Raw genomic sequence first — 23597 nt, forward strand, 5'->3', positions numbered from 1 at the left:
GGAACAGGCCGCCTGCGTCATTGTGATAGGCTTCGAAACGGACATAGCCGCCGATCTTGATGCAGGTATCGGTTCCCGGAATATAATAATACCCCACCCCGTAAAGGCTACAGATCTTCACGTATTCTACTGATCTCGCGCCTGCGGCCCGGATTTGTGTAGCGGAATCAACAGCTAACCCGCAATTCGATGGGCTCTCGCCAGTCGAATCGCGGAGGCCGGAGAGGGGATGCGCTGGGTGCCGAAGCGGACGACCCGCCCTGAAATCGGATTTATTCCCGCAGGCATATTGTCGCAGCGGGGCGTCGGCTCGCGCTGTGGCGCGGGTCGGGGTTCTCGGTATGGCCTAGGTAGTCGCCTTTCGCGGCGTGCGGACGCTGCCGCGGCAGGTGCAGGCGCGGCGATGCTCCGCGTCAGGATGCACCGTCAGCGCGAACCATATCGATGGTTCTCGGATGGGTTGAAGGCGCGACAATACGCGCGTGTTTGCGTGCCCGGCCGAGCGGCCGGCGCAAGGATACCCGATTGTGTCGAGCTGGCCGGACTAGGCGACGTTCGCCTGGTCGAGCGACTGGATCGCCGCCACAAGCTCCACGGGGACAGCCGGTGGCTTGATGGCGCCGGCAATTACACTGGCAACGACTTCGGCCGCGCTGTTGAGCGTGTCCTGAGCCAGATGCGCGTAGCGCTGCGTTGTGCGCGGCTGCGTATGGCCAAGAAGCCCCTGCACCACATAGAGCGACACGCCTTCATTCACGAGAAAACTTGCGAAGGAATGCCGCAGGTCGTGCAGCCTGAGGTCGTCGAGAATGGCGCGCTGCTTGATCCGGGTCCACGGAAAGTGGAGCGAGGGGCAGGGGCGGCCGGTGATCGGCGAGGGGAAGATGTAGGCATTGCCGTCCACGCGCGGGATCGATCGCAGCAGGGCCATGGCGTGCCCATTCAAGGCGATGGTCCGCGGTTTGCCGGACTTGGAGACCGGAACCAGCAGGGTTCGCCGCTCCCAGTCGATGTAATCCCACTTCGCGTGAGAGACCTCATTGCGCCGAGCGCCGGTCAGCAGCAGCAACATGATGGTCTGCGCCGCGCTCCGATTCTCGTCGATATTGATCGATGCGATCAGCCGCTTGGTCTCCTCGGGCGTCAGGAAGCGGTCGCGCTGGACGTCCGGCGCGGTGTTGAGGCCGACGGTCGGGTTTTCGCGGACGCCCGCGATCTTCCACTTGCGCGCCAGATTGAAGATGAATCGGATCAGGATCAGCACCCGATTGGTGGTGCCGCTGGCATAGCCTTTGTCGCGCATGCGCTGGACGAGATCGGCGATCGCATCGCCGGTGATCTCGTCGATCGGCTTGGAGCCGAGCAGCGGCAGGATGTGGACGCGGAACACGGTCTCATCCGTGCGCCAGCTCCGCTTGTAGGCCTTCACATGCGGCAGATAGCGGTCGCGGACGAGTTCGGCGAGCGTCGGAATCTCGCGCAACTCCCTGCGCCGGGCCTGCGGGTCGGAGCCGAGCAGGGCCTGGGCCAGGATGATGCGGGCCTTCTTGCGGGCCTGATCGAGCGTAAGCGCGTCGGCCGGGCCGATCTTGAATTGCCGCTCGCGGCCGCGCTCGTCGCTGTAGCGCTGATAGAACGTCTTCCCGCCCGAGCGCCTGACCTCGAGCATGAACCCGCGTTGATCGGAATCGAAATAGTCGATCTTGGCTCGTCCCGGATCGCAGATCGCGTGCTCGATGAAGGTTTTGGAGAGGACGACCTTGGGCATGGGACTCTGCACAACAGGAATTTTGATGAAGCAGATGTCACATCAGATGACATTACCGAGTCAAGCCATTGGTACATAAAGGATATTTCGTACGACAACTATGTCGGGTGTGACGAATTGCGCGTCGCAAAATCGGTTTTGTGTGTCACAAAACATGACGTTGGGCTGGAGGGGAAATGATCGGCGACAACCGACGCAAGAGATTCTCCGTCGTGCCGAACCTCGTTGCGATGAACGAAGAGCGACGGGAATTTGCAGCCAAGGTCCGTGCCGCGCGCGCGGTGCTCGGCTGGAGTCAGGCCGAACTCGGTCAGCGGGTCGGCGTCACGCAGCGATCGATCAACCGGCTGGAGCAAGCGGGCGTCGACGTGCGACGTTCGACGGCTGTGGCGATCGAGGGTGTGCTGCGCGACGAGGGCGTTTCATTCGAGATGGTGCCGTCGGGCGGCTTTCGCATTCTGGTGCAGCCGCGCCGCAAGCGCGGCGATCGTGACTGAGAATGGGTGGTCTGTTTTTTTGAAGCAGACTTTGGATCACGCCTGATCAGGCGCGCCTCACCCGGCCGCCGTCGATAAAATCGCGCGCGGCGGCAAACACCGCTCTGAACATGTCCGGCGTCAACACACCGGTATTGGTATTGTAGCGCGAGCAGTGATAGCTGTCGAAAATCGTCACCTGCCCGATTTCGCTGCGGGCGCCATGGCCGAATTTCACCGCCGATTTGCGTGACCCGAGCGCGGTCACGGTTGCATCATGAGCGATCCGACCGAGCGCGATGATCCCGCGCAGTTCCGTCATCTCGGCGATGGTCGCTTCGAGGAAGCCGCGGCACGTCAGGATTTCCGCCGGCGTCGGCTTGTTCTCGGGAGGCACGCAGCGCACCGCGTTGGTGATCCGTGCATCGACGAGTTCGATCGTGTCGTCGACCCGCGCATTGAATTGTCCTCGCGCGAATCCGAATTCGACCAGCGTCCCGTAGAGGAGATCGCCGGCAAAGTCCCCGGTGAAGGGACGCCCGGTGCGGTTGGCGCCTTGCAGGCCAGGCGCCAGTCCCACGATCAGCAGCCGCGCGTCCAACGGACCGAACGAGCCGACCGGTGCGTTGAACCAGCCCGGTTCACGCTCACGCCACTGCGTGCGAAACGCAACCAGCCGGGGGCAGCGCGGACAATCGCGCCCCGCCTTGCCGCTGTCGCGAATGAATGCCGGGTTTTCAGTCCTCGAAGTCGTCGCCATCGGGGCCGATATTCGCCCGTTGTGTCGGCCGCTGCAAAAACTGCGGAGTATGCTGGCGAGGTTCGCGCGGTTCACGGACCGGACGCTCCGACGGATCGCGGCCGATCTTGGATTGCAGCGTGATGATGTCGACGAATTCATCGGCCTGCCGGCGCAACTCGTCGGCAACCATGGGTGGCTGAGACGACATGGTCGAGACCACGGTCACGCGTACACCGCGCCGCTGGACCGCTTCGATCAGCGAGCGAAAGTCGCCATCGCCGGAGAACAGCACCATGTGGTTGATGTGCCCGGCAAGCTCCATGGCATCGACCGCAAGCTCGATATCCATGTTGCCCTTGACCTTGCGGCGGCCGGTCTGATCGACGAATTCCTTCGTCGCCTTCGTCACGACGGTGTAGCCGTTGTAATCCAGCCAGTCGATCAAGGGGCGGATTGATGAATATTCCTGATCCTCGATAACGGCGGTGTAGTAGAAGGCGCGCAACAGATAGCCGCGTGACTGAAACTCGCGAAGCAGGCGCTTGTAGTCGATGTCAAAGCCCAAGGATTTTGCGGTCGCGTAAAGGTTTGCACCATCAATGAACAGGGCAGTCCTTTCGAGATTTGATCCCATCGTCAAGTCTTGTCCTTCTGGTCTGTCAGGCGGCTGTCGCCACATCAGGTCGGTGTGCAATGCGTCGTGTCGACGGCAGGAATGGCCGCCCTGTCGCGGCGGGAAGTGCCGCAGAATCTCCCGCTCCGCGAAATTTGATCGTCCTCAATTCAATTAGTCGAAAGCGGGCTGTATGGTTCCAGCGGGTCCGTTACCAGAGGTTTACCGACGGGGCCAAGTGAAAACCACCGGTTCCGATCGGACCAATTTACTTCTTGCGATTCCGAAGGTCTGAGGGTACCAACGCCCCCAATTCCCATTGAAAAAACCGTCATAGGAGTGACAAGCCGATGGCCCGTGTCACCGTAGAAGACTGCATCGACAAGGTTGAAAACCGCTTCGAACTCGTGCTTCTCGCGAGTCATCGCGCTCGCATGGTTTCGTCCGGTGCCCAGATCACCGTCGATCGCGACAATGACAAGAACCCGGTTGTGGCATTGCGCGAGATTGCCGAGACCACGATCTCGCCAGGCGACCTCAAGGAAGACCTGATTCATTCCCTGCAGAAGTATGTCGAGGTCGACGAGCCGGAGCCGGAGGCGCCGTTGATCGGAACTTCGGGCTCGGTCGATGCCGACGATACCGATGTCGCCATGGAGCACATGAGCGAGGAGGAATTGCTCAAGGGGCTGGAAGGACTTACGCCCCCCGAGGCGCAGCCCGAAGAAGAGGAATAGGCCCACCAGCCCACCCCGGCAAAGTCCTCAAGGCCCGGCGATCCGTCGGGCCTTTTTGTTTCTTAACCCTTTGCCTTCGGCCTTGCGGGTGCGGCGAACCGCCGTGATATTGGTTTTGGTGCAGGCCGGCATCGTCGGCCGGAGCGGATCATGGCGCGGTCGAGCCCACAATTACCCCGGATGCAGAACCAGGCGCGGACACGCGCACCGCTGGAGCTTCCGGGGACAATGCTCGGTCCCGAACCCGGATCGGCGGAAAAGACCAAGCGTCCCGCCAAACCGCAAATGATGCGGCAATACGAACTGGTCGATCGTGTCCGCCGCTACAATCCCGACACCGACGAAGCCTTGCTCAACCGCGCCTATGTTTACGCGATGAAGGCGCACGGCGAGCAGAAGCGCGCCTCCGGCGATCCGTATTTCTCGCATCCGCTTGAAGTTGCCGCGATCCTCACCGACCTGCAGCTTGACGATGCGACGGTCGCGGCCGCGCTCCTGCACGACACCATCGAGGATACGCCGGCCACGCGCGCGGAGATCGACGAGTTGTTCGGCAAGGAAATCGGCGCTCTCGTGGAGGGCCTGACCAAGCTGAAAAAGCTCGACCTGGTTACGAAGGAGGCCAAGCAGGCCGAGAATCTGCGCAAGTTGCTGCTCGCCATCGCTGACGATGTGCGCGTGCTTCTCGTCAAGCTGGCGGACCGCCTGCATAACATGCGCACGCTTCACCACGTTCCCCCCGACACACGCCGGCGGATGGCAGAGGAGACGCTCGACATTTACGCACCGCTTGCCGGCCGCATGGGCATGCAGGAAATGCGTGAGGAGCTCGAAGACCTGTCGTTTCGCGAGCTGTATCCCGACGCCTATCAGGTGGTGACCGAGCGCCTGCTGACGCTCGGACTGCGCAACAAGGATCTGATCATCGACATCGAGCAGCAGCTCACCCGCAAGCTTGCGGACCGCGGCATATCGGCCAAGGTGAGGGGACGCCAGAAGCGCGCCTATTCGATCTGGCGCAAGATGGAGCGCAAGTCGGTCGGCTTCGAGCAATTGTCGGATATCTTCGCGTTTCGCCTGATCGTGAACGCGGTCGCCGAATGCTATCAGGCGCTCGGCGTCGTCCATACCACATGGCCGGTGGTGCCCGGCCGCTTCAAGGATTACATCTCGACGCCCAAGCAGAATGATTACCGGTCGATCCACACCACCGTGATCGGGCCCGGCAAGCAGCGCGTCGAACTGCAGGTGCGCACGCAGGAGATGGACGATATCGCCGAATACGGTATCGCGGCGCATGCCCTCTACAAGGATGCGAGCGTATCTCCCTCGGAGATGCTGTCGCGCGAGTCGAATGCCTATGCGTGGTTGCGCCGCACCATCGAGCTGCTGTCGGAGGGGTCCAATTCCGAGGAATTCCTGGAGCACACCAAGCTCGAACTGTTCCACGACCAGGTCTTCTGCTTTACGCCGAAGGGCAAGCTGATCGCGCTGCCGCGCCACGCCACTCCGATCGACTTCGCCTATGCGGTGCATACCGATGTCGGCAACATGGCGGTCGGCGCCAAGATCAACGGTAAGATCGCGCCGCTGGCGTCGGAGCTGCAGAACGGCGACGAGGTCGAGATCATGACCTCGAAGGCGCAGAAAGCGCCGCCGGCCGCGTGGGAATCCATCGTTGTGACCGGCAAGGCGCGGGCCTCCATCCGGCGTGCCACGCGGGTCGCCGTGCGCGACCAATATGCGGGGCTTGGCCGGCGCATCGTCGAGCGGCTGTTTCAGCGCGCCAAGAAGGAATATTCCGACGAGAAGCTGCAGGGCGCCTTGCCGCGGCTCGCGCGTTCCTCGATCGAGGAGGTGATGGCGGCAGTCGGCCGCGGCGAGATGAAAGCCTCCGACGTCGCGCGCGCGATGTATCCCGATTATCTCGAAGAGCGTGCGGCGCTGGCCGCGCCCAAGGGCGACAGCGCCTGGTTTGGTTTGCGCCGCGCGAAGGCGGTGAAGGCCAAGGTTCCGACCGGCGACACCGCGGGCGCCATCCCCGTGCGCGGCATCAACAGCGATCTTCCGGTACGGTTCGCGCCCAATGGCGGCGCGGTGCCGGGCGACCGCATCGTCGGCATTCTGACACCGGGGGAGGGGATCACGATCTATCCGATCCAGTCGCCGAGCCTGCAGGATTTCGAGGACCGGCCGGAGCAATGGCTCGATTTGCGCTGGGATGTCGACGAGCGGGAACCGCAGCGCTTTCCCGCCCGGATTGTGGTAGAATCGGTCAACGAACCGGGCACCCTGGCGCAGCTTGCCCAGGTCATCGCCGAAAATGACGGCAACATCGACAATATCCACATGACGCGCCAATCGCCCGACTTCACCACGCTCATCATCGATCTCGAGGTCTATGATCTCAAGCACCTGACCGCCATCATCGCGCAATTGCGGGCCAAGCCCGTGGTCGCGCGGGTGGCGCGCGTGAACGGCTGAAGGCTCCTTGATCTTGGTTCAGGCCCCGCATCTCCGTCTCGGCGTCAACATCGACCACGTCGCCACCATCCGCAATGCTCGCGGCGGCCGGCATCCGGATCCGGTGCGGGCGGCAAAGCTTGCCGTGGCGTCGGGAGCGGACGGCATCACCGCGCATCTGCGCGAGGACCGGCGCCATATTCGCGACGAGGACATCACGCGGCTGAAGGCCGAGATTGGCAAGCCGCTGAATTTCGAGATGGCGGCGACCGACGACATGATCGCGATCGCGGTGCGCACCCGTCCGCATGCCGCATGCCTGGTGCCGGAGCGGCGCGCCGAGCGCACCACCGAAGGCGGACTCGATGTGGTCGGCCAGCGCGGAGTCGTGGAGCATGCGGTGCGTACGCTCGGCGCGGCGGGCATCCGGGTGTCGCTTTTCATCGCGGCCGACCGCGAGCAGGTCGAAGCCGCGCATGCAGTGGGCGCGCCGGTGATCGAGATACATACCGGCGCCTGGTGCGAAGCGTTGGCGGCCGGCGATGCGGATGTTGCTGCGCGCGAATTCGAGCGTATCCGGATCGCGACGGCATGCGCGAACTTCCTTGGGCTCGAAGTCCATGCGGGACACGGCCTCGACTATGCGAGCGCGGAGACCATCGCGGCGCTGCCGGAAATCGTCGAGCTGAATATCGGCCATTTCCTCATCGGCGAGGCGGTCTATGTCGGCCTCGACAACGCGATCCGAACCATGCGCGGCGCCATGGACCGTGGGCGGCAGAATGCGAAGGCGGCATGATCCAAGGTGGCATGATCCTTGGGCTCGGCTCCGATCTCGTCGACATCCGGCGCATCGAGAAAGTGCTGGAACGGCACGGTGACCGCTTCATCCAGCGCATCTTCACACCGGTGGAGGTCGCCAAGGCGGAACGGCGCGCGACCCGCATCGACACCTATGCCAAGCGCTTCGCGGCGAAGGAGGCCTGCTCCAAGGCGCTCGGCACCGGTTTTCGCAACGGGGTGTTCTTCCGCGACATGGGTGTGGTCAACCTGCCGTCCGGTCGCCCGACCATGAAGCTTACCGGCGGCGCGCTCAAACGGCTGAACGAGATCACGCCGGATGGTCATGAGGCACGAATCGACATCAGTCTGACCGACGAATATCCGCTTGCACAAGCGATCGTGATCATCTCCGCGGTGCCTCTGAAGGCGGTATCATGAGCGCCGCAAGAACTGGTTTCATTAGTGTTGCCATATAGATAAAGGTGGTTTTCCGTTTCGTTGCGAAGCCGTTCCGCACCCGCTACAAGGGCCGGCCAGCGCGTAATCTCCCGGACATGAGGCCCATGAGCGTGACCAGCACCAAGCGCAAGGAAAGCGGATTCGGCGAGACCGTCCGCGTGATCGTGCATGCGCTCATCATTGCGCTCGTGATCCGCACCTTCCTGTTCCAGCCTTTCAACATCCCGTCGGGATCGATGAAGGAAACGCTGCTGGTCGGCGACTATCTGTTCGTGTCGAAATATTCCTACGGATATTCGTCCTATTCCTTTCCATTCTCGCCGCCCCTGTTTTCGGGCCGCATCTTCGGCTCGCCGCCCGATCGTGGCGATGTCGCGGTCTTCAGGCTGCCGAAGGACGACTCCACCGATTACATCAAGCGCGTGATCGGGCTGCCGGGCGACCGCATCCAGGTCCAGCAGGGCGCGCTGATCATCAACGGCGAACCGGTCAAGCGCGAACGCATGGCGGACTATATCGAGACCGAAGAAGGCGACCGCGCGATCCGCGTCAAGCGCTGGCGCGAGACCCTTCCGAACGGCGTAAGCTACACGACGCTCGATCTGCAGGACAACGGCTTCTACGACAATACGCAGGAATATGTGGTGCCGGCCGGTCATTACTTCATGATGGGCGACAATCGCGACAACTCGACCGACAGCCGCGTCCTCAGTCAGGTCGGCTATGTGCCCTTCAGTCATCTGATCGGCCGCGCGCAGATCATCTTCTTCTCCGTCGCAGAGGGCGAACGCGCATGGCAGATTTGGCGCTGGCCATGGACCGTACGCTGGAACCGGATTTTCAAGATCGTGCGATGAGCGCGCCCGCAGACAGGACTGCCATCGCGAACAACGCGCGGGCCAAGCGCAAGCCGCGCGCGGCAAAGCGAAAATCGGCGGCGAGCGCAATGCCCGTTGCCGCCGACGCCGAACCGGTTTCCGCCGAAGCGGGCGGCAAGTCGCAGGCGGCACCTGTCAGGACCAGACGCAAGACCGAGCGCGCGTCCGCACTCGAAACCACCATCGGCTACAAGTTCCGCGACAAGGCGCTGCTCGAGCGCGCGCTCACCCACATTTCCGCGCTCAAGGGGCAGGGCCGCACCGGCAGCTATCAGCGGCTGGAATTCCTGGGGGACCATGTTCTGGGCCTCGCGGTATCCGAAATGCTGTTCGAGGCGTTTCCGAAGGCGGAGGAAGGCGAATTGTCGCGCCGCCTGGCCGACCTGGTACGCCGCGAATCCTGCGCCGATGTGGCCCGTGCGATCGATCTCGGAGCATCGCTGCGACTCGGGGCATCCGAAGTGCGGGCAGGCGGGCGCTCGCGGATCGCGATCCTCGCCGATGTTTGCGAGTCGCTGGTCGGTGCGGTGTTTCTCGATGGCGGCTACAAGGCTGCGAAAGTACTGGTCGAGCGCTATTGGTCGGACCGCATGCGCGCCCCGGCGCGACCCTTGCGCGATCCGAAGACGGTGCTGCAGGAATGGGCGCAGGCGCGGGGGTTGCCGACCCCGTCCTATCGCGAGGTCGAACGGATCGGTCCGCATCACGACCCGGTTTTCCGGGTCGCCGTTCTGCTGCCCGAGCGGGAGCCGGCGGAAGGCCATGGCCGCTCCAAGCGCGCGGCCGAGCAGGCGGCCGCGGCGGCGCTGCTCGCCCGCGAAGGAGTCCGCGCGGATGTCTGAGGGCGCGCCATCGCAGGAGGCGAGCCGATGTGGTTTCATTGCGCTGATTGGCGCGCCCAATGCCGGCAAATCGACCCTGATCAATGCGCTGGTGCGCAGCAAGGTCTCGATCGTGAGCCACAAGGTGCAGACCACGCGCATGCCGGTCCGTGGCATCATCATCGAAGGCGCCTCGCAGCTGATATTCGTCGACACGCCGGGCATTTTTGCACCCAAGCGACGGCTCGATCGCGCGATGGTGACGAGTGCCTGGGCCGGCGCCCATGATGCCGACCTGACCGGGTTCCTGCTCGACTCGCGCAAGGGCCTGGACGACGAAGCCGAGGCCATCGTGAAGAATCTGGCCGCTACATCCGGCCGCAAGTTTCTGGTCCTCAACAAGGTCGACGTCACCGACAAGCCTGCCTTGCTGGCGCTCGCGACCGCCCTGAACGCACGCGTCGGGTTTCAGGCGACCTTCATGGTGTCGGCACTCTCCGGCGATGGCGTCGACGACATGCGCTCGTGGCTTGCCGGAGAGGTCCCTCCGGGTCCCTGGCTCTATCCGGAAGACCAGATGTCGGACGCGCCGCTGCGGCAGCTCGCAGCCGAGATCACCCGCGAGAAGATGTTCAACCGCCTGCATCAGGAATTGCCCTACCAGTCCACCGTCGAAACCGATTCCTGGGAGGAAAAGAAGGACGGCTCGGTGCGCATCGAGCAGACGATCTATGTGGAGCGCGAAAGCCAGAAAAAGATCGTGATCGGGAAGGGCGGCCAGACGCTGAGGGCGATCGGCGCCGAAGCGCGCAAGGAGATGTCGGGGATACTCGAGGCCCCGGTCCATCTGTTCCTGTTCGTCAAGGTGCGCGAGGGCTGGGGCGACGACCCGGAACGCTATCGCGAGATGGGACTGGACTTTCCGAGGGACAGCTGACGCTGTCGATCGGGGCCGGTGAAAATCGCAACCTTCAACATCAACAATATCAATCGGCGGCTGCCGAACCTTCTGCAATGGCTGAGGCGTGCCAAGCCCGATATTGTCGGCCTGCAGGAACTGAAATGCATCGACGCGGACTTTCCGGCGGCGGCCCTGCGCAAGGCGGGCTATCATTCGGTGTTTCGCGGTCAAAAGACCTGGAACGGGGTGGCGATCCTGTCGCGCAACGGTGAGCCGGTCGCGACTCGCATGGCGCTGCCGGGCGACCCGAATGACCTGCAGAGCCGTTATCTCGAGGCCGCCGTGAACGGCATCCTGATCGGCTGCCTGTATCTGCCGAATGGCAATCCGCAGCCCGGCCCCAAGTTCGACTACAAGCTGAAATGGTTCAGCCGGCTATCGACACATGCCCGCAAGCTATTGAAAGCCAACGTACCCGTCGTACTGATCGGCGACTTCAACGTGGCGCCGACCGACCTGGACATCTATCCCACCAAGTCCTGGGACAACGACGCGCTGGTCCAGCCGCAGAGCCGCGCGGCCTATGCCCGGCTGCTGAAACAGGGCTGGACCGATGCCCTGCGGGAAACCCATCCCGACGAGCGCATCTATACGTTCTGGGACTACAAGCGAAACCGCTGGCAGCGCGATGCCGGGCTGCGGCTCGATCACATCCTGCTCGGGCCGATCCTCGCAAATAGGTTGAAGGCAGCCGGCGTCGACCGGGTGGAGCGCGGCCGCGAGGGCGCCAGCGACCACGCCCCGGCCTGGGTGGAACTCCGTTAGCCTTCGGGCAACTCGACATTCCGCCCGGGATCGGCTCATGTCCCGTCATGCAATGGAGTGACGACGGATTCGTCCTTGGCATCCGGCGGCATGGCGAGGCGAATGCCATTCTGGAACTGATGACCCGCGCGCACGGCCGCCACCTTGGGCTCGTGCGGGGCGGGACGGGGAGCCGGATGCGGCCGGTCCTGCAGCCGGGCAATTCGGTGCGGGTGCAGTGGCGCGCGCGCCTGGATGATCACCTCGGCACCTTCACGGTCGAGCCGGTCGCATTGCGCGCGGGTGCATTGTTTTCCGATCGGCATGCATTGTTCGCGGTGACGCATCTCGCCGCACTGGCGCGGCTGCTGCCCGAGCGCGACCCGCATGAAATCGTGTTTGATGGCCTGGAAGCCATCGTCGGTCGTCTTCACGATCCGGTCTCATGCGCCGCGCTGACGGTTCGGTTCGAACTTCTGATGCTGTCGGAACTCGGTTTCGGGCTCGACCTCGATGCCTGCGCGGCGACCGGATCGCGGAGCGATCTCGTCTATGTTTCTCCCAAGTCGGGCCGGGCGGTTTCGCGGGATGCCGGTGCGCCGTGGCGCGACCGCCTGCTTGCTCTTCCGGCTTTCGTCAGCGGGGAGGCCGAACCTCACGGTGAGGCGGATGTCGGTGCGAAGGACATCGAGGATGGCTTCGCGCTCACGGCATTCTTTCTCGCGCGCCATGTGATGGAGCCTCGCGGCCTCACGCTGTCCGACGCGCGCGCGCATTTCATCGCCGCGGTCTGCCGCAGATTGCCCGATGCGGCATGAAAAAGGCCGGCCCTGACGGACCGGCCTGATCTCGATCGGACTGCGCTTTCTGTTCAGCGACAGATGCGCTCTCTCCAGCAGCGGCGGTAATAGCCATAGCCCGAGCAGCGCCGGACAGTATAGCAGTATGGCCGATACCGGTAGCGATACCCGCCGTAATATTGCGCCGGCTGCAGCAGGCTGCCCACATTCAGCGTGGCGCCCGAGCCCGGCATGCTGACCGGAGCCGACATGGCGGCTCCGGTGCCGAGGGCGAGGCCGGCCGCTACGATCAGGGCAGTTGCGAGTGTCTTCATGAGTTCGATCTCCATTTAATCGACGACGTGCGCAACACGGATGTTACGCTTCGGTCAGGCAGCACACCGCTACCGACCGCGTGATCCGCACCCGTGCGGGCGCAGCTAGAAACCACCCTGCCGCAAACTGATCCCCTTCACGGCCACGCGAAATAAGTACCACGAAAAATTGGAGGCACATCGGATTTTTTCCGCGCTTGGCAATAAATCAAGCGTGACCGTTCGGAAGTGCGCGCAAAATCCGGCGGCACCGTACGACGTAGTACAGGCTCTAGATTCCCAGGCTCTAGAGTCCCGGGCTCGATACTCATTGGCTCAGCGGCGGATGCGCGAGTCCGCTGCTGAGCCACCTGTTCATGTACCCGCCCGAAGACGACTGCCGGACTAGTAGCGCCGGTAATAGCGATATGGACGATAGTAGGGCCGATAGTATCGCCGGGGGGCCCACCAGCACCGCCGCCAGCAGCGATAGCGATTGCAATATCTGCGGCAATAGCGACGGACCTTCTGCACATGATCCGCGTGCGCCGCGACGTCGGCAATCACTGCTTGCGACGGCAGCATCATCGCCTGTGCCGGTCTGGGCGAGGTAGCAAGTATTGCCAGCAGGGCAGCCGCAATTGTTAACGCAAGCGTGGTGTTGCGCATGGCTGGTCTCCCTCAGTTTCGGTCGGGACCACGCGAACGCCGCCTCGACCGGGATCGTCGCCCGTGCTGCAATGCTAGCCGCCCCGGGCTTGGAGCGCACCCCGCAGGGGGTGCGTCACTTGTTCGCGACGGCGATGCGCGGTACCGAACCCCATGGGTACCAGGCTGATTCCTCCGCCGGACAAGGACGTCCAGGACATTGCGCTGCAGGACGCGCTCGAAGAGCGCTACCTGGCCTATGCGCTGTCGACCATCATGCATCGCGCGCTTCCCGACGCGCGCGACGGGCTGAAGCCGGTCCACCGCCGCATTCTGCATGGCATGAATCTGTTGCGGCTTGATCCGGGTTCCACGCCGAAGAAATCCGCCAAGATCGTCGGCGACGTGATGGGTAACTTCCACCCGCATGGCGACCAGGCGATCTACGACGCGCTGGTGCGGCTCGCGCAGGACTTCTCGTCGCGCTATCCGCTGATCGACGGGCAGGGGAACTTCGGCAATATCGACGGCGATAACGCAGCCGCCTACCGCTACACCGAAGCCCGCATGACCGAGGTCGCGCGGTTGCTGCTTGAGGGCATCAACGAAAACGCGGTCGACTTCCGGCCCAACTATGACGGGCTGACGGAAGAGCCGGTGGTCTTGCCCGGCGCGTTCCCGAACCTGCTAGCCAACGGATCGCAGGGCATCGCAGTCGGCATGGCCACATCCATTCCGCCGCACAATGCCGCCGAATTGTGCGACGCCGCTTTGTTCCTGATCGACAATCCGAATGCGCGCAGCAAGACGCTGCTGAAATACGTGCCGGGGCCGGACTTTCCGACCGGCGGCATCGTGGTCGATTCGAAAGAGGCGATCGCCGAGGCCTATACCACCGGCCGAGGCTCGTTCCGGGTGCGGGCGCGCTGGAGCAAGGAAGACACCGGCCGCGGCGGCTACCAGATCGTGGTGACGCAGATTCCCTATCTGGTGCAGAAGTCGCGGCTGGTGGAGCGCATCGCCGAACTGCTCAACGAGCGCAAGCTGCCGCTCGTCGCCGACATCCGCGACGAATCCGCAGCCGACATCCGTCTGGTGATCGAGCCGAAATCGCGCGCCGTGGACCCGGTGCTGCTGATGGAATCGCTGTTCAAGGTGAGCGAGCTGGAAAGCCGCGTGCCGATGAACATGAATGTGCTGGTCAAGGGCCGGGTGCCCAAGGTGCTGGGCCTCGCCGAGGCGTTGCGCGAATGGCTCGACCATCGCCGCGATGTCCTGGTGCGGCGCAGCCAGCACCGGCTCGAAGCGATCGAGCATCGGCTCGAGGTGCTGGGCGGCTACCTGATCGCCTATCTGAACCTCGACAAGGTCATCAAGATCATCCGCACCGAGGACGAGCCCAAGCCGGTGCTGATCCGGACTTTCAAGCTCACCGACGTTCAGGCCGACGCGATCCTCAACATGCGGCTGCGCAACCTGCGCAAGCTCGAGGAAATGGAGATCCGCAGCGAGGACAAGAATTTACGGGACGAACTGAAGAAATTGAAGGCGCTGCTTAAATCCGAAGATGAGCAGTGGAAGACGGTCGCGGGCGAAATCAGGAAGGTGCGCGAAACCTTCGGGCCCAAGACCGAACTCGGCAGGCGTCGCACCACCTTCGGGCAGGTGCAGGACGTCGAGCAGGAATTGGCGGAAATGCTGGTCGAGCGCGAGCCGGTTACGGTCGTGGTGTCGGAGAAGGGCTGGGTGCGGGCGCTGCGCGGCCACGTCACCGACCTGTCAGCGGTCGCCTTCAAATCCGACGACTCACTGCAATTCCATTTCCACGCCGAGACCACGTCGAAATGCGTGTTCTTCGCCTCGAACGGAAAGTTCTACACCATCGATGCATCGAAGCTTCCGGGCGGCCGCGGCCACGGCGAGCCGGTGCGGCTGTTCATCGATCTGGAGCAGGATGCGTCGATCGTCGCCGCCTTCAAGCACCAGGGCGGCCGCAAGTTCCTGATGGCCTCCGCCGAAGGCAAGGGCTTCGTGGTGCCCGAGGACGAATGCCTCGCCAATACCCGCAAGGGCAAGCAGGTGCTGAACGTCAAGGCGCCGGACAAGGCGGTCGCGATTGCGCTGGTCGAGGGCGATCTGGTCGCGGCCATCGGCGAGAATCGCAAGATGATCGTGTTCCCGATCAACCAGGTGCCGGAGATGACGCGCGGCGCCGGCGTGCGGCTGCAGCGCTACAAGGACGGGATCCTGAGCGACATCACGACTTTCGAGTCGAAGGGCGACGGGTTGAACTGGTTTGACTCGGCGGGGCGCGCGAACACCACTCCGCTGAAGGAACTCGCCGCTTGGCGCGGCAATCGCGGCGATGCCGGCCGCGTCAAGCCGGACCGCTTCCCGAAGACCAACAGGTTCGGGAAGAGCATTGCTTGAACGGATGTTCGCCTATCCCCGCCAAATCGCGGATCATGCGGCCCGCCCGACCCTGGTTTCGATCTCGCCCCGGAGCGAAGTGAAGTCGATTGGCTTGGTCAGAAGCGCGTCGGCGCCGTTCTCCAAAGCCTTGCGCTTGGTCTCGGCATCGCCGTAGGCGGTGATCATGATGACCGGCACATCCGGCCGAAGCGCCTTGGCTTTTGGCAGAAGCTCCAGCCCGCTCATGCCCGGCATGTTAATGTCTGACAGAATAAGGATCAGCGAGGCATCCCCCGCGTCGGTAACGCATTGCAGGGCCGCCATGGCGGACTGGGCGAATTTCATGGTAAAATGGCCATCGCGCAGATCGCGGCGAAACTGCTGACGGAACAGCGTTTCCACGTCGGGCTCATCATCGACCACGAGAATCAGCGGTTTCACGAACGGCCTCCAGCCTTTGCTTTCGCAGCAGCCCTGCGCGGGAGAATGATCTTGAATTCCGTATACTCGCCCTGCTGCGTATCGACCTCTATGGACCCGGAATGTTGCTTCACGATGATGTCGTGGCTCAACGACAGGCCAAGGCCGGTCCCTTCGCCGGCCGGCTTGGTGGTAAAAAACGGATTGAACATCCTTTCCCTGACCTCCGGCGGAATTCCGATGCCGTTGTCGCGGATTCTGATTTCAACACGATCGCCGAGGTTCTTCGTCGCGGCAACCAGGGTGGGCTCGTAGTCTCCGCCATTCGCATCGAGCTTTTTTTTTGTCGCGGCATAGAAGCCATTTGAAATCAAATTCAGAAAAACGCGCGTCATTTCCTGCGGGAAGAGATCGATGTCCCCGGCAGAGGGATCGAGAGACCTTTCCAATGTAATGTTGAAGTCTTGCTTTTCGGCCCGCGCGCCATGATAGGCGAGGTTGAGGCTCTCTTCGACCAAGGCGTTGATGTCGACCGACCTATGCTCGCCGGAGCCCTGACGTGAATGCAACAGCATGTTCTTGACGATCGAGTCTGCGCGTTTGCCGTGCTGGATTACCTTGTCGAGGTTGCCTTGGAGCATATCCGTCAGCTCGCCGACCTGTCCGCGCAAATCATCATTGAGCGTCGCGCCAGAAAGCGCTTCGCGCAACTCGTCGATGAGTTCGACCGAGACGGCCGAAAAATTGTTGATGAAATTGAGCGGGTTCTTGATCTCGTGGGCAATACCCGCGGTCAGTTGACCGAGCGAGGCGAGCTTTTCAGTCTGAATCAGGCGATCCTGGGCAGTCCGAAGATCCTCTAGCGATGTAGTTAGATCGGCAGTGCGTTGGCGCAGTTCGCTGAGCAGCCGCGCATTCTCGATGGCGATCACCGCTTGGTCGGCGAAAGTAGTCACTAGCTCAATCTGCATCCGCGTAAAGAGCTCCAGTCGGCGTCGCTGCAATACGACGACACCGATAGTGCGTCCTTGGCGAAGCAGGGGTACACCCAGCATCGTGCGCACACCGACGACTCGTGCCGCCTCCTTGTACTTGAATTCCGGATCGGCCTGCACGTCTTCGAGTTGAAGGGCCTTTCCCTCTAACGCAACGCGTCCGACCAAGTTTCCACGGTCGACTTGAAACGGACGAGCGCGCATGTACCCGAGCACTTCATCTGAGTGCCCATATGTTGCGGCAAGTTCGTATACGTCGCCATTCTCGCGAGCGATTGCAGTGGTATCCGACTCGCACAGCCTTGCTACAGATTCAACCAGTGCATCCAAAATTGCCTGCAAATCGAATGTCGATCTGCTGATGGCCTTGAGTACGTCGGCGGTAGCGGTCTGCTGCTGCAGGGAGTCCCGCAGTTCGTTGAGCAGACGCGAATTTTCGATGGCGATCACGGCTTGCTTTGCGAAATTTCTCATTAGCTCTATCTGCTTGTCGGTGAAGGGGCGAACCTCCTGCCGATACATCCCGATAGTGCCAATCGCTTGATCATCTTTCATCATTGGAAAGGAAATGAAGGTGCGTGCGCCGCCAATCTCGACAAGCTCGCGCGTGCGCGGGTTGCCTGCGAGGTAACCTTCGTCCTTTCGCATGTCGAGTATCTGAACAATTTGCCCGGTGCCGAGGACCCGGCTGCTCGGGGTATTCGGCACAAGCCGCATGACCGGGTCGCGCCGCCAGCTATCAGCAAAGGACGGGATTCCGATCACCGCCACCGTACGCACGTTATCGCCCTCACGCAGAAACAGATTGCCGAACTGTGCTTCGCAGATTCGCGTTGCTCTTTGCAGGATTGCGTCGAATACTGGTTTGAGCTCGCCGGCTGACGAACTAATGACGCTCAACACCTCGGACATTGCGGTCTGCTGTTCCAGCGATTCACCGAGGTCGTCGGTGCGCGCCCGCAGTTCGCTCAGAAGCCGCGCATTCTCGATGGCGATCACGGCCTGCGCGGCGAAGCTTCGCATTAGTTCGATCTGCTTGTCGGAGAATGGACGTACTTCTTTGCGATAAATGGTGAGAGCGCCAAGGATTGTATTCTCCTTGCGCAGGGCAAGCACCAATGCCGTCCGCGCGCCACCAAGATCGACAACGGCGCGGCGCAATGGAAGAGCGGATAGATACGCTTCCTCTCCTTTCTGATCGATATTGTGGATAATGTCTTCGCCTTTGAGGATTCGGAAATGCGCCTCGCCCGGCTGCGGTTGGTCCATTCCACGGCTGAAATATTCCGCCAGCTGTGGTGGCACACCGCGCATCGCCGCAGGCGCAAAGCGGTGTCCATCGTAGCTGGTCAAAAACCCGAACGCGGCACCGCATAGGGTCATTGCCTTGTCGAGCATGGCGCTGAAGACCGGCGCCAGGTTGCCTGATGAGGAATTGATGACCTGTAGAACTTCGGATGTCGCCGTCTGCCGCTCCAGCGCCTCGGACAGATCGATCGTGCGTGCCAGCACTTCCTTCTCAAGAGCAGCGATCTGCCGCTTAAGTTCGTTCGTGGAAAGCGAGGACTTGCGCGCAGCCTGAGGTGAAGTTCTCGTGCGCTTTGCAGGCGGTTTCTTCGGTAAGCTGGCAGTCGTTTCACCGCGTCGCTTCATAACCACCTCCGGCGGTGACGGCGAGATCCAATTTACCAAGTTCCCGCGATCACGCCATGACGGTTTCTGGTTAAAGACCGTAGATTCGCAGCTCTTTGTGTCCCCTGATCACGCACCGGCCAAGCTGCGTTGCCCCACATCTCCGCGCGCACCCAGCCCTGCGACGTCAACCGCTTCTGCGGCAGGAAGCGGCTCCCGTCGTTTGTCCTGCGCCGGCAGCGCTTATTCGATCACTTCGTTGGCGCGGGTGAGCAGCGGTTGCGGCACGGTAATGCCGAGCGCCTTTGCCGCCCTGAGATTGATGACCAGGTGATATTCGGTGGGAGACTGGACAGGCAGATCGGCCGGCTTTTCGCCCTTGAGGATGCGGTCGACATATCCGGCCGCCTGGCGATATTGATCGATCAGGTTCGGACCATAGGCGACCAGGCCGCCATCGCGGGCGAAAAAGGCATACGCATAGACGGCGGGCAAACGATACCGATCCGCGAGTGCAATGATCAGCTTGCGGTGAGCGGCAGCGGGCGCGCTTCCGGTAATGATCAGGCCGCCATTGCCGGCGGCTGCAAATGCCTTGATGCCGCGCTCAATCCCGGCAGCATCGCGCACATCGATCGGGACCAGTTCTACCCCGAGCGCAGGCGCTGACGTCCGGATGGCGCCGAACTGCCCGGTCCCCGCCGGATCGATCGGGTCGCGAAGGACGGCGACGCGTTTGATCGACGGCGCCACTTCCTTGAGAAGCTCCAGCCATTTCCCGCTGAGGCCGAATTCGAACTGGGTGAACCCGGTCGCGTTTCCGCCCGGTCTTGCCATGCTTTCCACGAATCCCGAGCCGACCGGATCGGGCACCAGCGCGAAAACGATCGGCACCGTGCGTGTTGCTTCCTTGATCGCCGGCATGGTCGCGCCTGAGGCAGCCAGGATCACATCCGGCTCGGTCGCCACCAGTTCGGCCGCGTGTTTGCGGAAGCGGGCAATATCGGGCGCACCCCAGCGAACGCTCAGAGTCAGATTTTTTCCTTCGACCCAGCCCAATCGCCGGAGTTCTTCGGAAAACGCCTTGAAGCGTGACTGCGCGACGGGATCCTTCTCGACCTGATTCATCAAGACGGCAACCCGACGCGTGCGTTCAGGCTGCTGTCCGCGCGTGCTTTCGGGAACAAGCAGCGCGATGGCACCGACATATCCGATGAAGTCGCGCCGGCGCATATTGCCCCTTCCGGTCAGGTCGCAGTGCTGTACGGCTCAGAATGCTCTTGCAGAACATATCCAGCCTCGCACGTCGCTTCTGCTCCAGCGCTGCAAGGCTGAAAGATCATGCTACATCTCCGCGCGGACCCAGCCTTGCGACATCAGCCGTTCCTGCGGCAGGAAGCGGCTCTTGTAGTCCATCTTGCGGGAGCCGCGCACCCAATAGCCGAGATAGACGTAAGGCAGGCCCATGCGCTTTGCGCGCCCGATATGGTCGAGGATCATCAGGGTCCCGAGTGAACGGTCCTCGTATTCAGGGTCGAAGAAGGAATAGACCATCGACAGCCCGTCGCTCAGCACATCGGTGAGCCCGACCGCAATCAGCGGACCGACGCCCCGTCGCGTCGCCGGAGCATCGCTCATCAGCCGGTACTCCACCATGCGGGTCTCGACATGGGAGTCTTCCACCATCATCGCATAATCGAGCACGGTCATGTCGGCCATGCCGCCGTCACGATGGCGTTCGTCCAGATAGCCGCGGAAGATCGAATATTGCTCGGAGCTCGGCACCGCCGCGCGCATCTCGGCGCTGACGTCGGCGTTGCGCTGCTCGATCCGCCGCATCGACCGGGTTGGCGCGAAGTCCTCCACCACGACCCGCACCGAAACGCAGGCGCGGCAGGCCTCGCAGGCCGGACGGTAGGCGATCGACTGGCTCCTGCGAAACCCGCCATGGGTGAGCAGATCGTTCAGTGCGGGCGCGCGGTCGCCGACGAGATGGGTGAATACCTTGCGCTCTTCCTTGCCCGGGAGATACGGACACGGGGAGGGGGCGGTCAGGTAGAATTGCGGCGTATCGCGCGAATGCTGTGTCACGGCCGGGCCAGTCGGTTCCGAAGCAAACTCTGACCCGACAGGGCCGTCCGCGTCAAACGGTACTGCGATCCGGTCCGCCGGTGCGCATGGTGCCGACGCGCGCCGGATTGTTGATCACCACCGTGCCCACCAGGAAATCGTGCAGCAGCCGACCGCGCTGGTTGAAGAAACAGACCAGCAGAACGAGCGGCGTCAGCACGCTGGTGGTGACCCAGAACAGCCCGGCATGGACCACCGCCAGCACGAAATAGGACGGCGCGCCGTACCAGGTGCGCATCTCGATATCGAGCGCCCGCATCCCGATCGTAGCCGAGCGGGGCCCGCCGAGCGTGGTCCCGTAATAGAAGGCGGCCCACAGCAGCGTCACCACCGGCATCAGGCCGAACAGGGCAAATCCAAGCCCCAGCGTGACAATTCCGACGGCGAAGAAAAACAGCCAGACCAGGATCAGCGGGATCGCGAGGATCACCAGATCGATCAGGAACGCGAGCACCCGGCGCGCCGGTACGCCATCGAACAATTCCGGGTTGGTCTCCGGGTCGTAGGCGTGCGGCTTTACGTCGTAACTGACGCCGATCCGGTCCCGTTCATCCGCCATGATTCCCCTCGAACCCTCCGGGCAAGCGCTGCAAGTCTAACGTATTGCCGCCGCGGCGCCTATAGTGCGGCCGGGAGGCGGACAACGACCATGATCAGGCTCAGTGACATCGAGGATGCCCAGACCATTCTTGATGGGCGGATTCTGCACACGCCGATGCTGCCGGCGCCCAAGCTGTCCGAGCTGACCGGCGCCGAGATATTCGTCAAATACGAGAATCTGCAGGTCACCAACTCGTTCAAGGAACGCGGCGCGCTGAACAAGCTCGCCAGTCTGGATGCCGCCGACCGCGCTCGCGGCGTGATCGCGATGTCGGCCGGCAACCACGCACAGGCGGTGGCCTATCACGCGGCGCGGCTTGGCATTGCGGCGACCATCGTGATGCCGGTGACCACGCCCGCGGTGAAGGTCGCCTCGACCCGCGCCTGCGGCGCCACGGTGGTGCTGCACGGCGAGACCATCGCCGAGGCCCAGGGGCGCGCCGAGGCGCTGCAGGCGCAGAGCGGGCTGGTGCTGATCCATCCCTATGACGACCCTCGCATCATCGCCGGTCAGGGCACCATCGCCATCGAAATGCTGGAGGAGCGCCCCGATCTCGATTGCCTGGTCGTGCCGATCGGCGGCGGCGGTCTCATTTCCGGGAATGCCATCGCGGCGAAAGCCATCAATCCGCAGATCGAGCTGGTCGGGGTCGAGGCCGAACTCTATCCGTCGATGTGGAATGCGCTGCATGGCGAGGAACGGCCCTGCGGTGGCGCGACGCTCGCGGAAGGTATCGCGGTCAAGAATGTCGGCAGGCTGACGCTGCCGATCATCCGCGACCTTGTATCCGACGTCGTTCTGGTGAGCGAGTCGCAGCTCGAACGCGCGGTCAACGCCTATCTGACCTTGCAGAAGGCCATGGCCGAGGGCGCGGGTGCCGCGGGACTGGCGGCGATGCTGAAGGAGCCGCAGCGCTTCAAGGGCAAACGCGTCGGCCTCATCCTGTGCGGCGGCAACATCGACCCGCGCATCCTCGCCTCCATCATGGTGCGGGAACTGGAGCGTGGCGAGCAGATCGTGTCGTTCCGCCTCACCATCCCGGACCGGCCCGGCGTGCTCGGCCAGATCGCCAGTTGCCTGGGCGAGCTTGGCGCCAATATCCTGGAAGTCGATCACAAGCGGCTGTTCCTCGACGTGCCCGCAAAGGGCGCGCGTCTCGACGTGACGGTGGAAACGCGCGACCATGCCCATGCCGAGGAGATCATGGCGGCGCTTTCGGCCGACGGGTATCAGCCGATGCGCATTCACGCGAGCGCCATGACAGGGTGACCCGGGCGAAAAAGCGAAGGGAGGAAGCGATGCGTGCGGTCGCGTATGTGGTGATGCTGTGGTGTCTTGCATGCGCGGCCGGTGGTGCCGCGGCCGCACAGGAGATGAAGCCGAAGCAGGTGGACATCCAGTATGTCGAGCCGAAGGATGCGGCGCTGCGACCGGTCTTTGAACAGATCAGGAAGGCCAGGGCGCTGGAAAAAATCCAGACCCTGCTGGCACCGCTCCGCCTGCCGCGGAGGCTGCTGATCAAGACCGAGGGCTGCGATGGCGTATCCAATGCATGGTACGAAGAGGATGCGATCACCGTCTGCTACGAATATCTGGACGACATCTGGAAGAATGTGCCGGCGGAGCAGTCCGCGGAGATCGCGCCGGTCGACGCGCTGCTCGGGCCTCTGGTCGATGTGTTCCTGCACGAAGTCGGGCACGCGGTGTTCGATTACTGGAAGACGCCGCTCCTTGGCCGCGAGGAAGATGCCGCCGACCAGTTTTCGACCTTCATCATGCTGCAATTGGGCAAGGATGAAGCGCGCCGACTCATCCTGGGGAATGCCTACCAGTACAAGGGAGACGTCCGTTCGCCCGTGGTCGTGCAATCGATGCGGAAATTCTCGGATGTCCACGGCACGCCGTCGCAGCGCTACTATAACGTGCTCTGCCTCGCCTACGGTGCGGATCCCGTGCTGTTCGGCGACTTTGTCGCCAGCGGCAAGCTGCCGAAGGACCGCGCCGAGGGCTGCGAGTTCGAATATCAGCAGGTCGCCAATGCGTTCGAAAGACTGGTTGTGCCCAACCTCGATCCGGAATTGAGACAGGAACTGCACAAGACCTGGCTACCGCCGGTTGATACCCAGCCGGCCCGGCGCTCCGACAGGGCCGGATGGAGACGGCTGCTGCGGAGGAATTGAAGGTTTTGGTCGTCCCCGCGAAAGCGGGGACCCATAGCCAC

General features: G+C 62.8%; 24 protein-coding genes. 13 read left to right on the top strand and 11 right to left on the bottom strand.

Annotated features, from left to right (window positions below):
- The coding region (locus AB7F49_RS26530; RefSeq protein ID WP_428528036.1) for a porin at positions 1-154 on the bottom strand (154 nt) is incomplete at its 3' end.
- Between the two features lie 390 nt (positions 155-544).
- Positions 545-1768 carry a tyrosine-type recombinase/integrase gene (locus tag AB7F49_RS26535; RefSeq protein ID WP_428527996.1) on the bottom strand — a complete coding sequence of 408 codons (1224 nt, stop codon included), beginning with the start codon at positions 1766-1768 and terminating at the stop codon, positions 545-547.
- Between the two features lie 176 nt (positions 1769-1944).
- Between AB7F49_RS26535 and AB7F49_RS26540 the strand changes: the two genes are divergently transcribed.
- Positions 1945-2265: a helix-turn-helix domain-containing protein gene (locus AB7F49_RS26540; protein ID WP_428527998.1), complete on the top strand. Its 321-nt coding sequence runs from the start codon at positions 1945-1947 to the stop codon at positions 2263-2265.
- A gap of 46 nt (positions 2266-2311) precedes the next feature.
- Here AB7F49_RS26540 and AB7F49_RS26545 read toward each other — a convergent pair whose 3' ends face one another.
- On the bottom strand, positions 2312-3004 hold the full coding sequence (locus AB7F49_RS26545) for a uracil-DNA glycosylase (protein ID WP_428528000.1): 693 nt from the start codon (positions 3002-3004) through the stop codon (positions 2312-2314).
- The gene (locus tag AB7F49_RS26550; RefSeq protein ID WP_428528038.1) at positions 2982-3620 is read right to left on the bottom strand and encodes an NYN domain-containing protein; all 639 of its coding nucleotides are present in this window, start codon (positions 3618-3620) and stop codon (positions 2982-2984) included. The genes AB7F49_RS26545 and AB7F49_RS26550 overlap by 23 nt, the downstream gene beginning before the upstream one ends.
- 329 nt (positions 3621-3949) lie before the next feature.
- Here AB7F49_RS26550 and rpoZ point away from each other — a divergent pair, with 329 nt between their 5' ends.
- From rpoZ to recO, 9 genes are all read left to right on the top strand, one after another.
- Entirely contained in the window at positions 3950-4336 is a 387-nt protein-coding gene (gene rpoZ, locus AB7F49_RS26555) for a DNA-directed RNA polymerase subunit omega (protein ID WP_325611148.1), read from the top strand.
- A 228-nt stretch (positions 4337-4564) separates the two neighbouring features.
- Positions 4565-6820, top strand: coding sequence for a RelA/SpoT family protein (locus AB7F49_RS26560; RefSeq protein WP_428528040.1), 2256 nt, complete (start codon positions 4565-4567; stop codon positions 6818-6820).
- Positions 6821-6833: 13 nt separating this feature from the next.
- Positions 6834-7598, top strand: coding sequence for a pyridoxine 5'-phosphate synthase (locus AB7F49_RS26565; RefSeq protein ID WP_428528042.1), 765 nt, complete (start codon positions 6834-6836; stop codon positions 7596-7598).
- A gap of 11 nt (positions 7599-7609) precedes the next feature.
- Positions 7610-8020, top strand: a complete 411-nt coding sequence (acpS, locus tag AB7F49_RS26570) for a holo-ACP synthase (protein ID WP_428528044.1) — start codon at positions 7610-7612, stop codon at positions 8018-8020.
- A 125-nt stretch (positions 8021-8145) separates the two neighbouring features.
- Positions 8146-8898 (top strand): signal peptidase I, encoded by a 753-nt coding sequence (lepB, locus tag AB7F49_RS26575; protein ID WP_428528003.1) that lies wholly within the window; start codon positions 8146-8148, stop codon positions 8896-8898.
- An 89-nt stretch (positions 8899-8987) separates the two neighbouring features.
- On the top strand, positions 8988-9761 hold the full coding sequence (gene rnc / locus AB7F49_RS26580; protein ID WP_428528046.1) for a ribonuclease III: 774 nt from the start codon (positions 8988-8990) through the stop codon (positions 9759-9761).
- On the top strand, positions 9754-10677 hold the full coding sequence (gene era / locus AB7F49_RS26585; protein WP_428528005.1) for a GTPase Era: 924 nt from the start codon (positions 9754-9756) through the stop codon (positions 10675-10677). Before rnc ends, era begins: the two co-directional genes overlap by 8 nt.
- An 18-nt stretch (positions 10678-10695) precedes the next feature.
- Positions 10696-11466: an exodeoxyribonuclease III gene (gene xth / locus AB7F49_RS26590; protein ID WP_428528007.1), complete on the top strand. Its 771-nt coding sequence runs from the start codon at positions 10696-10698 to the stop codon at positions 11464-11466.
- Between the two features lie 47 nt (positions 11467-11513).
- The gene (gene recO, locus AB7F49_RS26595; protein ID WP_428528009.1) at positions 11514-12263 is read left to right on the top strand and encodes a DNA repair protein RecO; all 750 of its coding nucleotides are present in this window, start codon (positions 11514-11516) and stop codon (positions 12261-12263) included.
- A gap of 53 nt (positions 12264-12316) precedes the next feature.
- Here recO and AB7F49_RS26600 read toward each other — a convergent pair whose 3' ends face one another.
- Positions 12317-12559 carry a hypothetical protein gene (locus AB7F49_RS26600; RefSeq protein ID WP_428528011.1) on the bottom strand — a complete coding sequence of 81 codons (243 nt, stop codon included), beginning with the start codon at positions 12557-12559 and terminating at the stop codon, positions 12317-12319.
- A gap of 384 nt (positions 12560-12943) precedes the next feature.
- Positions 12944-13207 (bottom strand): hypothetical protein, encoded by a 264-nt coding sequence (locus tag AB7F49_RS26605; RefSeq protein WP_428528013.1) that lies wholly within the window; start codon positions 13205-13207, stop codon positions 12944-12946.
- Between the two features lie 153 nt (positions 13208-13360).
- Here AB7F49_RS26605 and parC point away from each other — a divergent pair, with 153 nt between their 5' ends.
- Positions 13361-15616, top strand: a complete 2256-nt coding sequence (gene parC / locus AB7F49_RS26610; protein ID WP_428528014.1) for a DNA topoisomerase IV subunit A — start codon at positions 13361-13363, stop codon at positions 15614-15616.
- Between the two features lie 33 nt (positions 15617-15649).
- Here parC and AB7F49_RS26615 read toward each other — a convergent pair whose 3' ends face one another.
- From AB7F49_RS26615 to AB7F49_RS26635, 5 genes are all read right to left on the bottom strand, one after another.
- Positions 15650-16039 (bottom strand): response regulator, encoded by a 390-nt coding sequence (locus AB7F49_RS26615; RefSeq protein ID WP_428528016.1) that lies wholly within the window; start codon positions 16037-16039, stop codon positions 15650-15652.
- The gene (locus tag AB7F49_RS26620; protein WP_428528017.1) at positions 16036-18666 is read right to left on the bottom strand and encodes a GAF domain-containing protein; all 2631 of its coding nucleotides are present in this window, start codon (positions 18664-18666) and stop codon (positions 16036-16038) included. Before AB7F49_RS26620 ends, AB7F49_RS26615 begins: the two co-directional genes overlap by 4 nt.
- A 222-nt stretch (positions 18667-18888) precedes the next feature.
- The gene (locus tag AB7F49_RS26625) at positions 18889-19878 is read right to left on the bottom strand and encodes an ABC transporter substrate-binding protein (protein ID WP_428528019.1); all 990 of its coding nucleotides are present in this window, start codon (positions 19876-19878) and stop codon (positions 18889-18891) included.
- A gap of 111 nt (positions 19879-19989) precedes the next feature.
- A complete protein-coding gene (locus AB7F49_RS26630) occupies positions 19990-20736 on the bottom strand; it encodes an arginyltransferase (protein WP_428528021.1) in 747 nt (248 codons plus the stop codon).
- A gap of 52 nt (positions 20737-20788) precedes the next feature.
- Positions 20789-21334: an RDD family protein gene (locus tag AB7F49_RS26635; RefSeq protein ID WP_428528023.1), complete on the bottom strand. Its 546-nt coding sequence runs from the start codon at positions 21332-21334 to the stop codon at positions 20789-20791.
- 90 nt (positions 21335-21424) lie between these two features.
- Here AB7F49_RS26635 and AB7F49_RS26640 point away from each other — a divergent pair, with 90 nt between their 5' ends.
- Positions 21425-22645, top strand: coding sequence for a threonine ammonia-lyase (locus AB7F49_RS26640; RefSeq protein WP_428528025.1), 1221 nt, complete (start codon positions 21425-21427; stop codon positions 22643-22645).
- A gap of 29 nt (positions 22646-22674) precedes the next feature.
- Positions 22675-23556, top strand: coding sequence for a DUF4344 domain-containing metallopeptidase (locus AB7F49_RS26645; protein WP_428528026.1), 882 nt, complete (start codon positions 22675-22677; stop codon positions 23554-23556).
- Positions 23557-23597: the final 41 nt, after the last annotated feature.

It is taken from the genome of Pseudorhodoplanes sp., assembly GCF_050250235.1.
Classification (GTDB): domain Bacteria; phylum Pseudomonadota; class Alphaproteobacteria; order Rhizobiales; family Xanthobacteraceae; genus Pseudorhodoplanes.

Coding starts and splice junctions, on each gene's coding strand:
- AB7F49_RS26535 (WP_428527996.1), bottom strand. CDS start 1,768: ATGCCCAAGGTCGTCCTCTCCAAAACCTTCATCGAGCACGCGATCTGC.
- AB7F49_RS26540 (WP_428527998.1), top strand. CDS start 1,945: ATGATCGGCGACAACCGACGCAAGAGATTCTCCGTCGTGCCGAACCTC.
- AB7F49_RS26545 (WP_428528000.1), bottom strand. CDS start 3,004: ATGGCGACGACTTCGAGGACTGAAAACCCGGCATTCATTCGCGACAGC.
- AB7F49_RS26550 (WP_428528038.1), bottom strand. CDS start 3,620: ATGGGATCAAATCTCGAAAGGACTGCCCTGTTCATTGATGGTGCAAAC.
- rpoZ (WP_325611148.1), top strand. CDS start 3,950: ATGGCCCGTGTCACCGTAGAAGACTGCATCGACAAGGTTGAAAACCGC.
- AB7F49_RS26560 (WP_428528040.1), top strand. CDS start 4,565: ATGCTCGGTCCCGAACCCGGATCGGCGGAAAAGACCAAGCGTCCCGCC.
- acpS (WP_428528044.1), top strand. CDS start 7,610: ATGATCCTTGGGCTCGGCTCCGATCTCGTCGACATCCGGCGCATCGAG.
- lepB (WP_428528003.1), top strand. CDS start 8,146: ATGAGCGTGACCAGCACCAAGCGCAAGGAAAGCGGATTCGGCGAGACC.
- rnc (WP_428528046.1), top strand. CDS start 8,988: ATGCCCGTTGCCGCCGACGCCGAACCGGTTTCCGCCGAAGCGGGCGGC.
- era (WP_428528005.1), top strand. CDS start 9,754: ATGTCTGAGGGCGCGCCATCGCAGGAGGCGAGCCGATGTGGTTTCATT.
- recO (WP_428528009.1), top strand. CDS start 11,514: ATGCAATGGAGTGACGACGGATTCGTCCTTGGCATCCGGCGGCATGGC.
- AB7F49_RS26600 (WP_428528011.1), bottom strand. CDS start 12,559: ATGAAGACACTCGCAACTGCCCTGATCGTAGCGGCCGGCCTCGCCCTC.
- AB7F49_RS26605 (WP_428528013.1), bottom strand. CDS start 13,207: ATGCGCAACACCACGCTTGCGTTAACAATTGCGGCTGCCCTGCTGGCA.
- parC (WP_428528014.1), top strand. CDS start 13,361: ATGGGTACCAGGCTGATTCCTCCGCCGGACAAGGACGTCCAGGACATT.
- AB7F49_RS26620 (WP_428528017.1), bottom strand. CDS start 18,666: ATGAAGCGACGCGGTGAAACGACTGCCAGCTTACCGAAGAAACCGCCT.
- AB7F49_RS26625 (WP_428528019.1), bottom strand. CDS start 19,878: ATGCGCCGGCGCGACTTCATCGGATATGTCGGTGCCATCGCGCTGCTT.
- AB7F49_RS26635 (WP_428528023.1), bottom strand. CDS start 21,334: ATGGCGGATGAACGGGACCGGATCGGCGTCAGTTACGACGTAAAGCCG.
- AB7F49_RS26640 (WP_428528025.1), top strand. CDS start 21,425: ATGATCAGGCTCAGTGACATCGAGGATGCCCAGACCATTCTTGATGGG.
- AB7F49_RS26645 (WP_428528026.1), top strand. CDS start 22,675: ATGCGTGCGGTCGCGTATGTGGTGATGCTGTGGTGTCTTGCATGCGCG.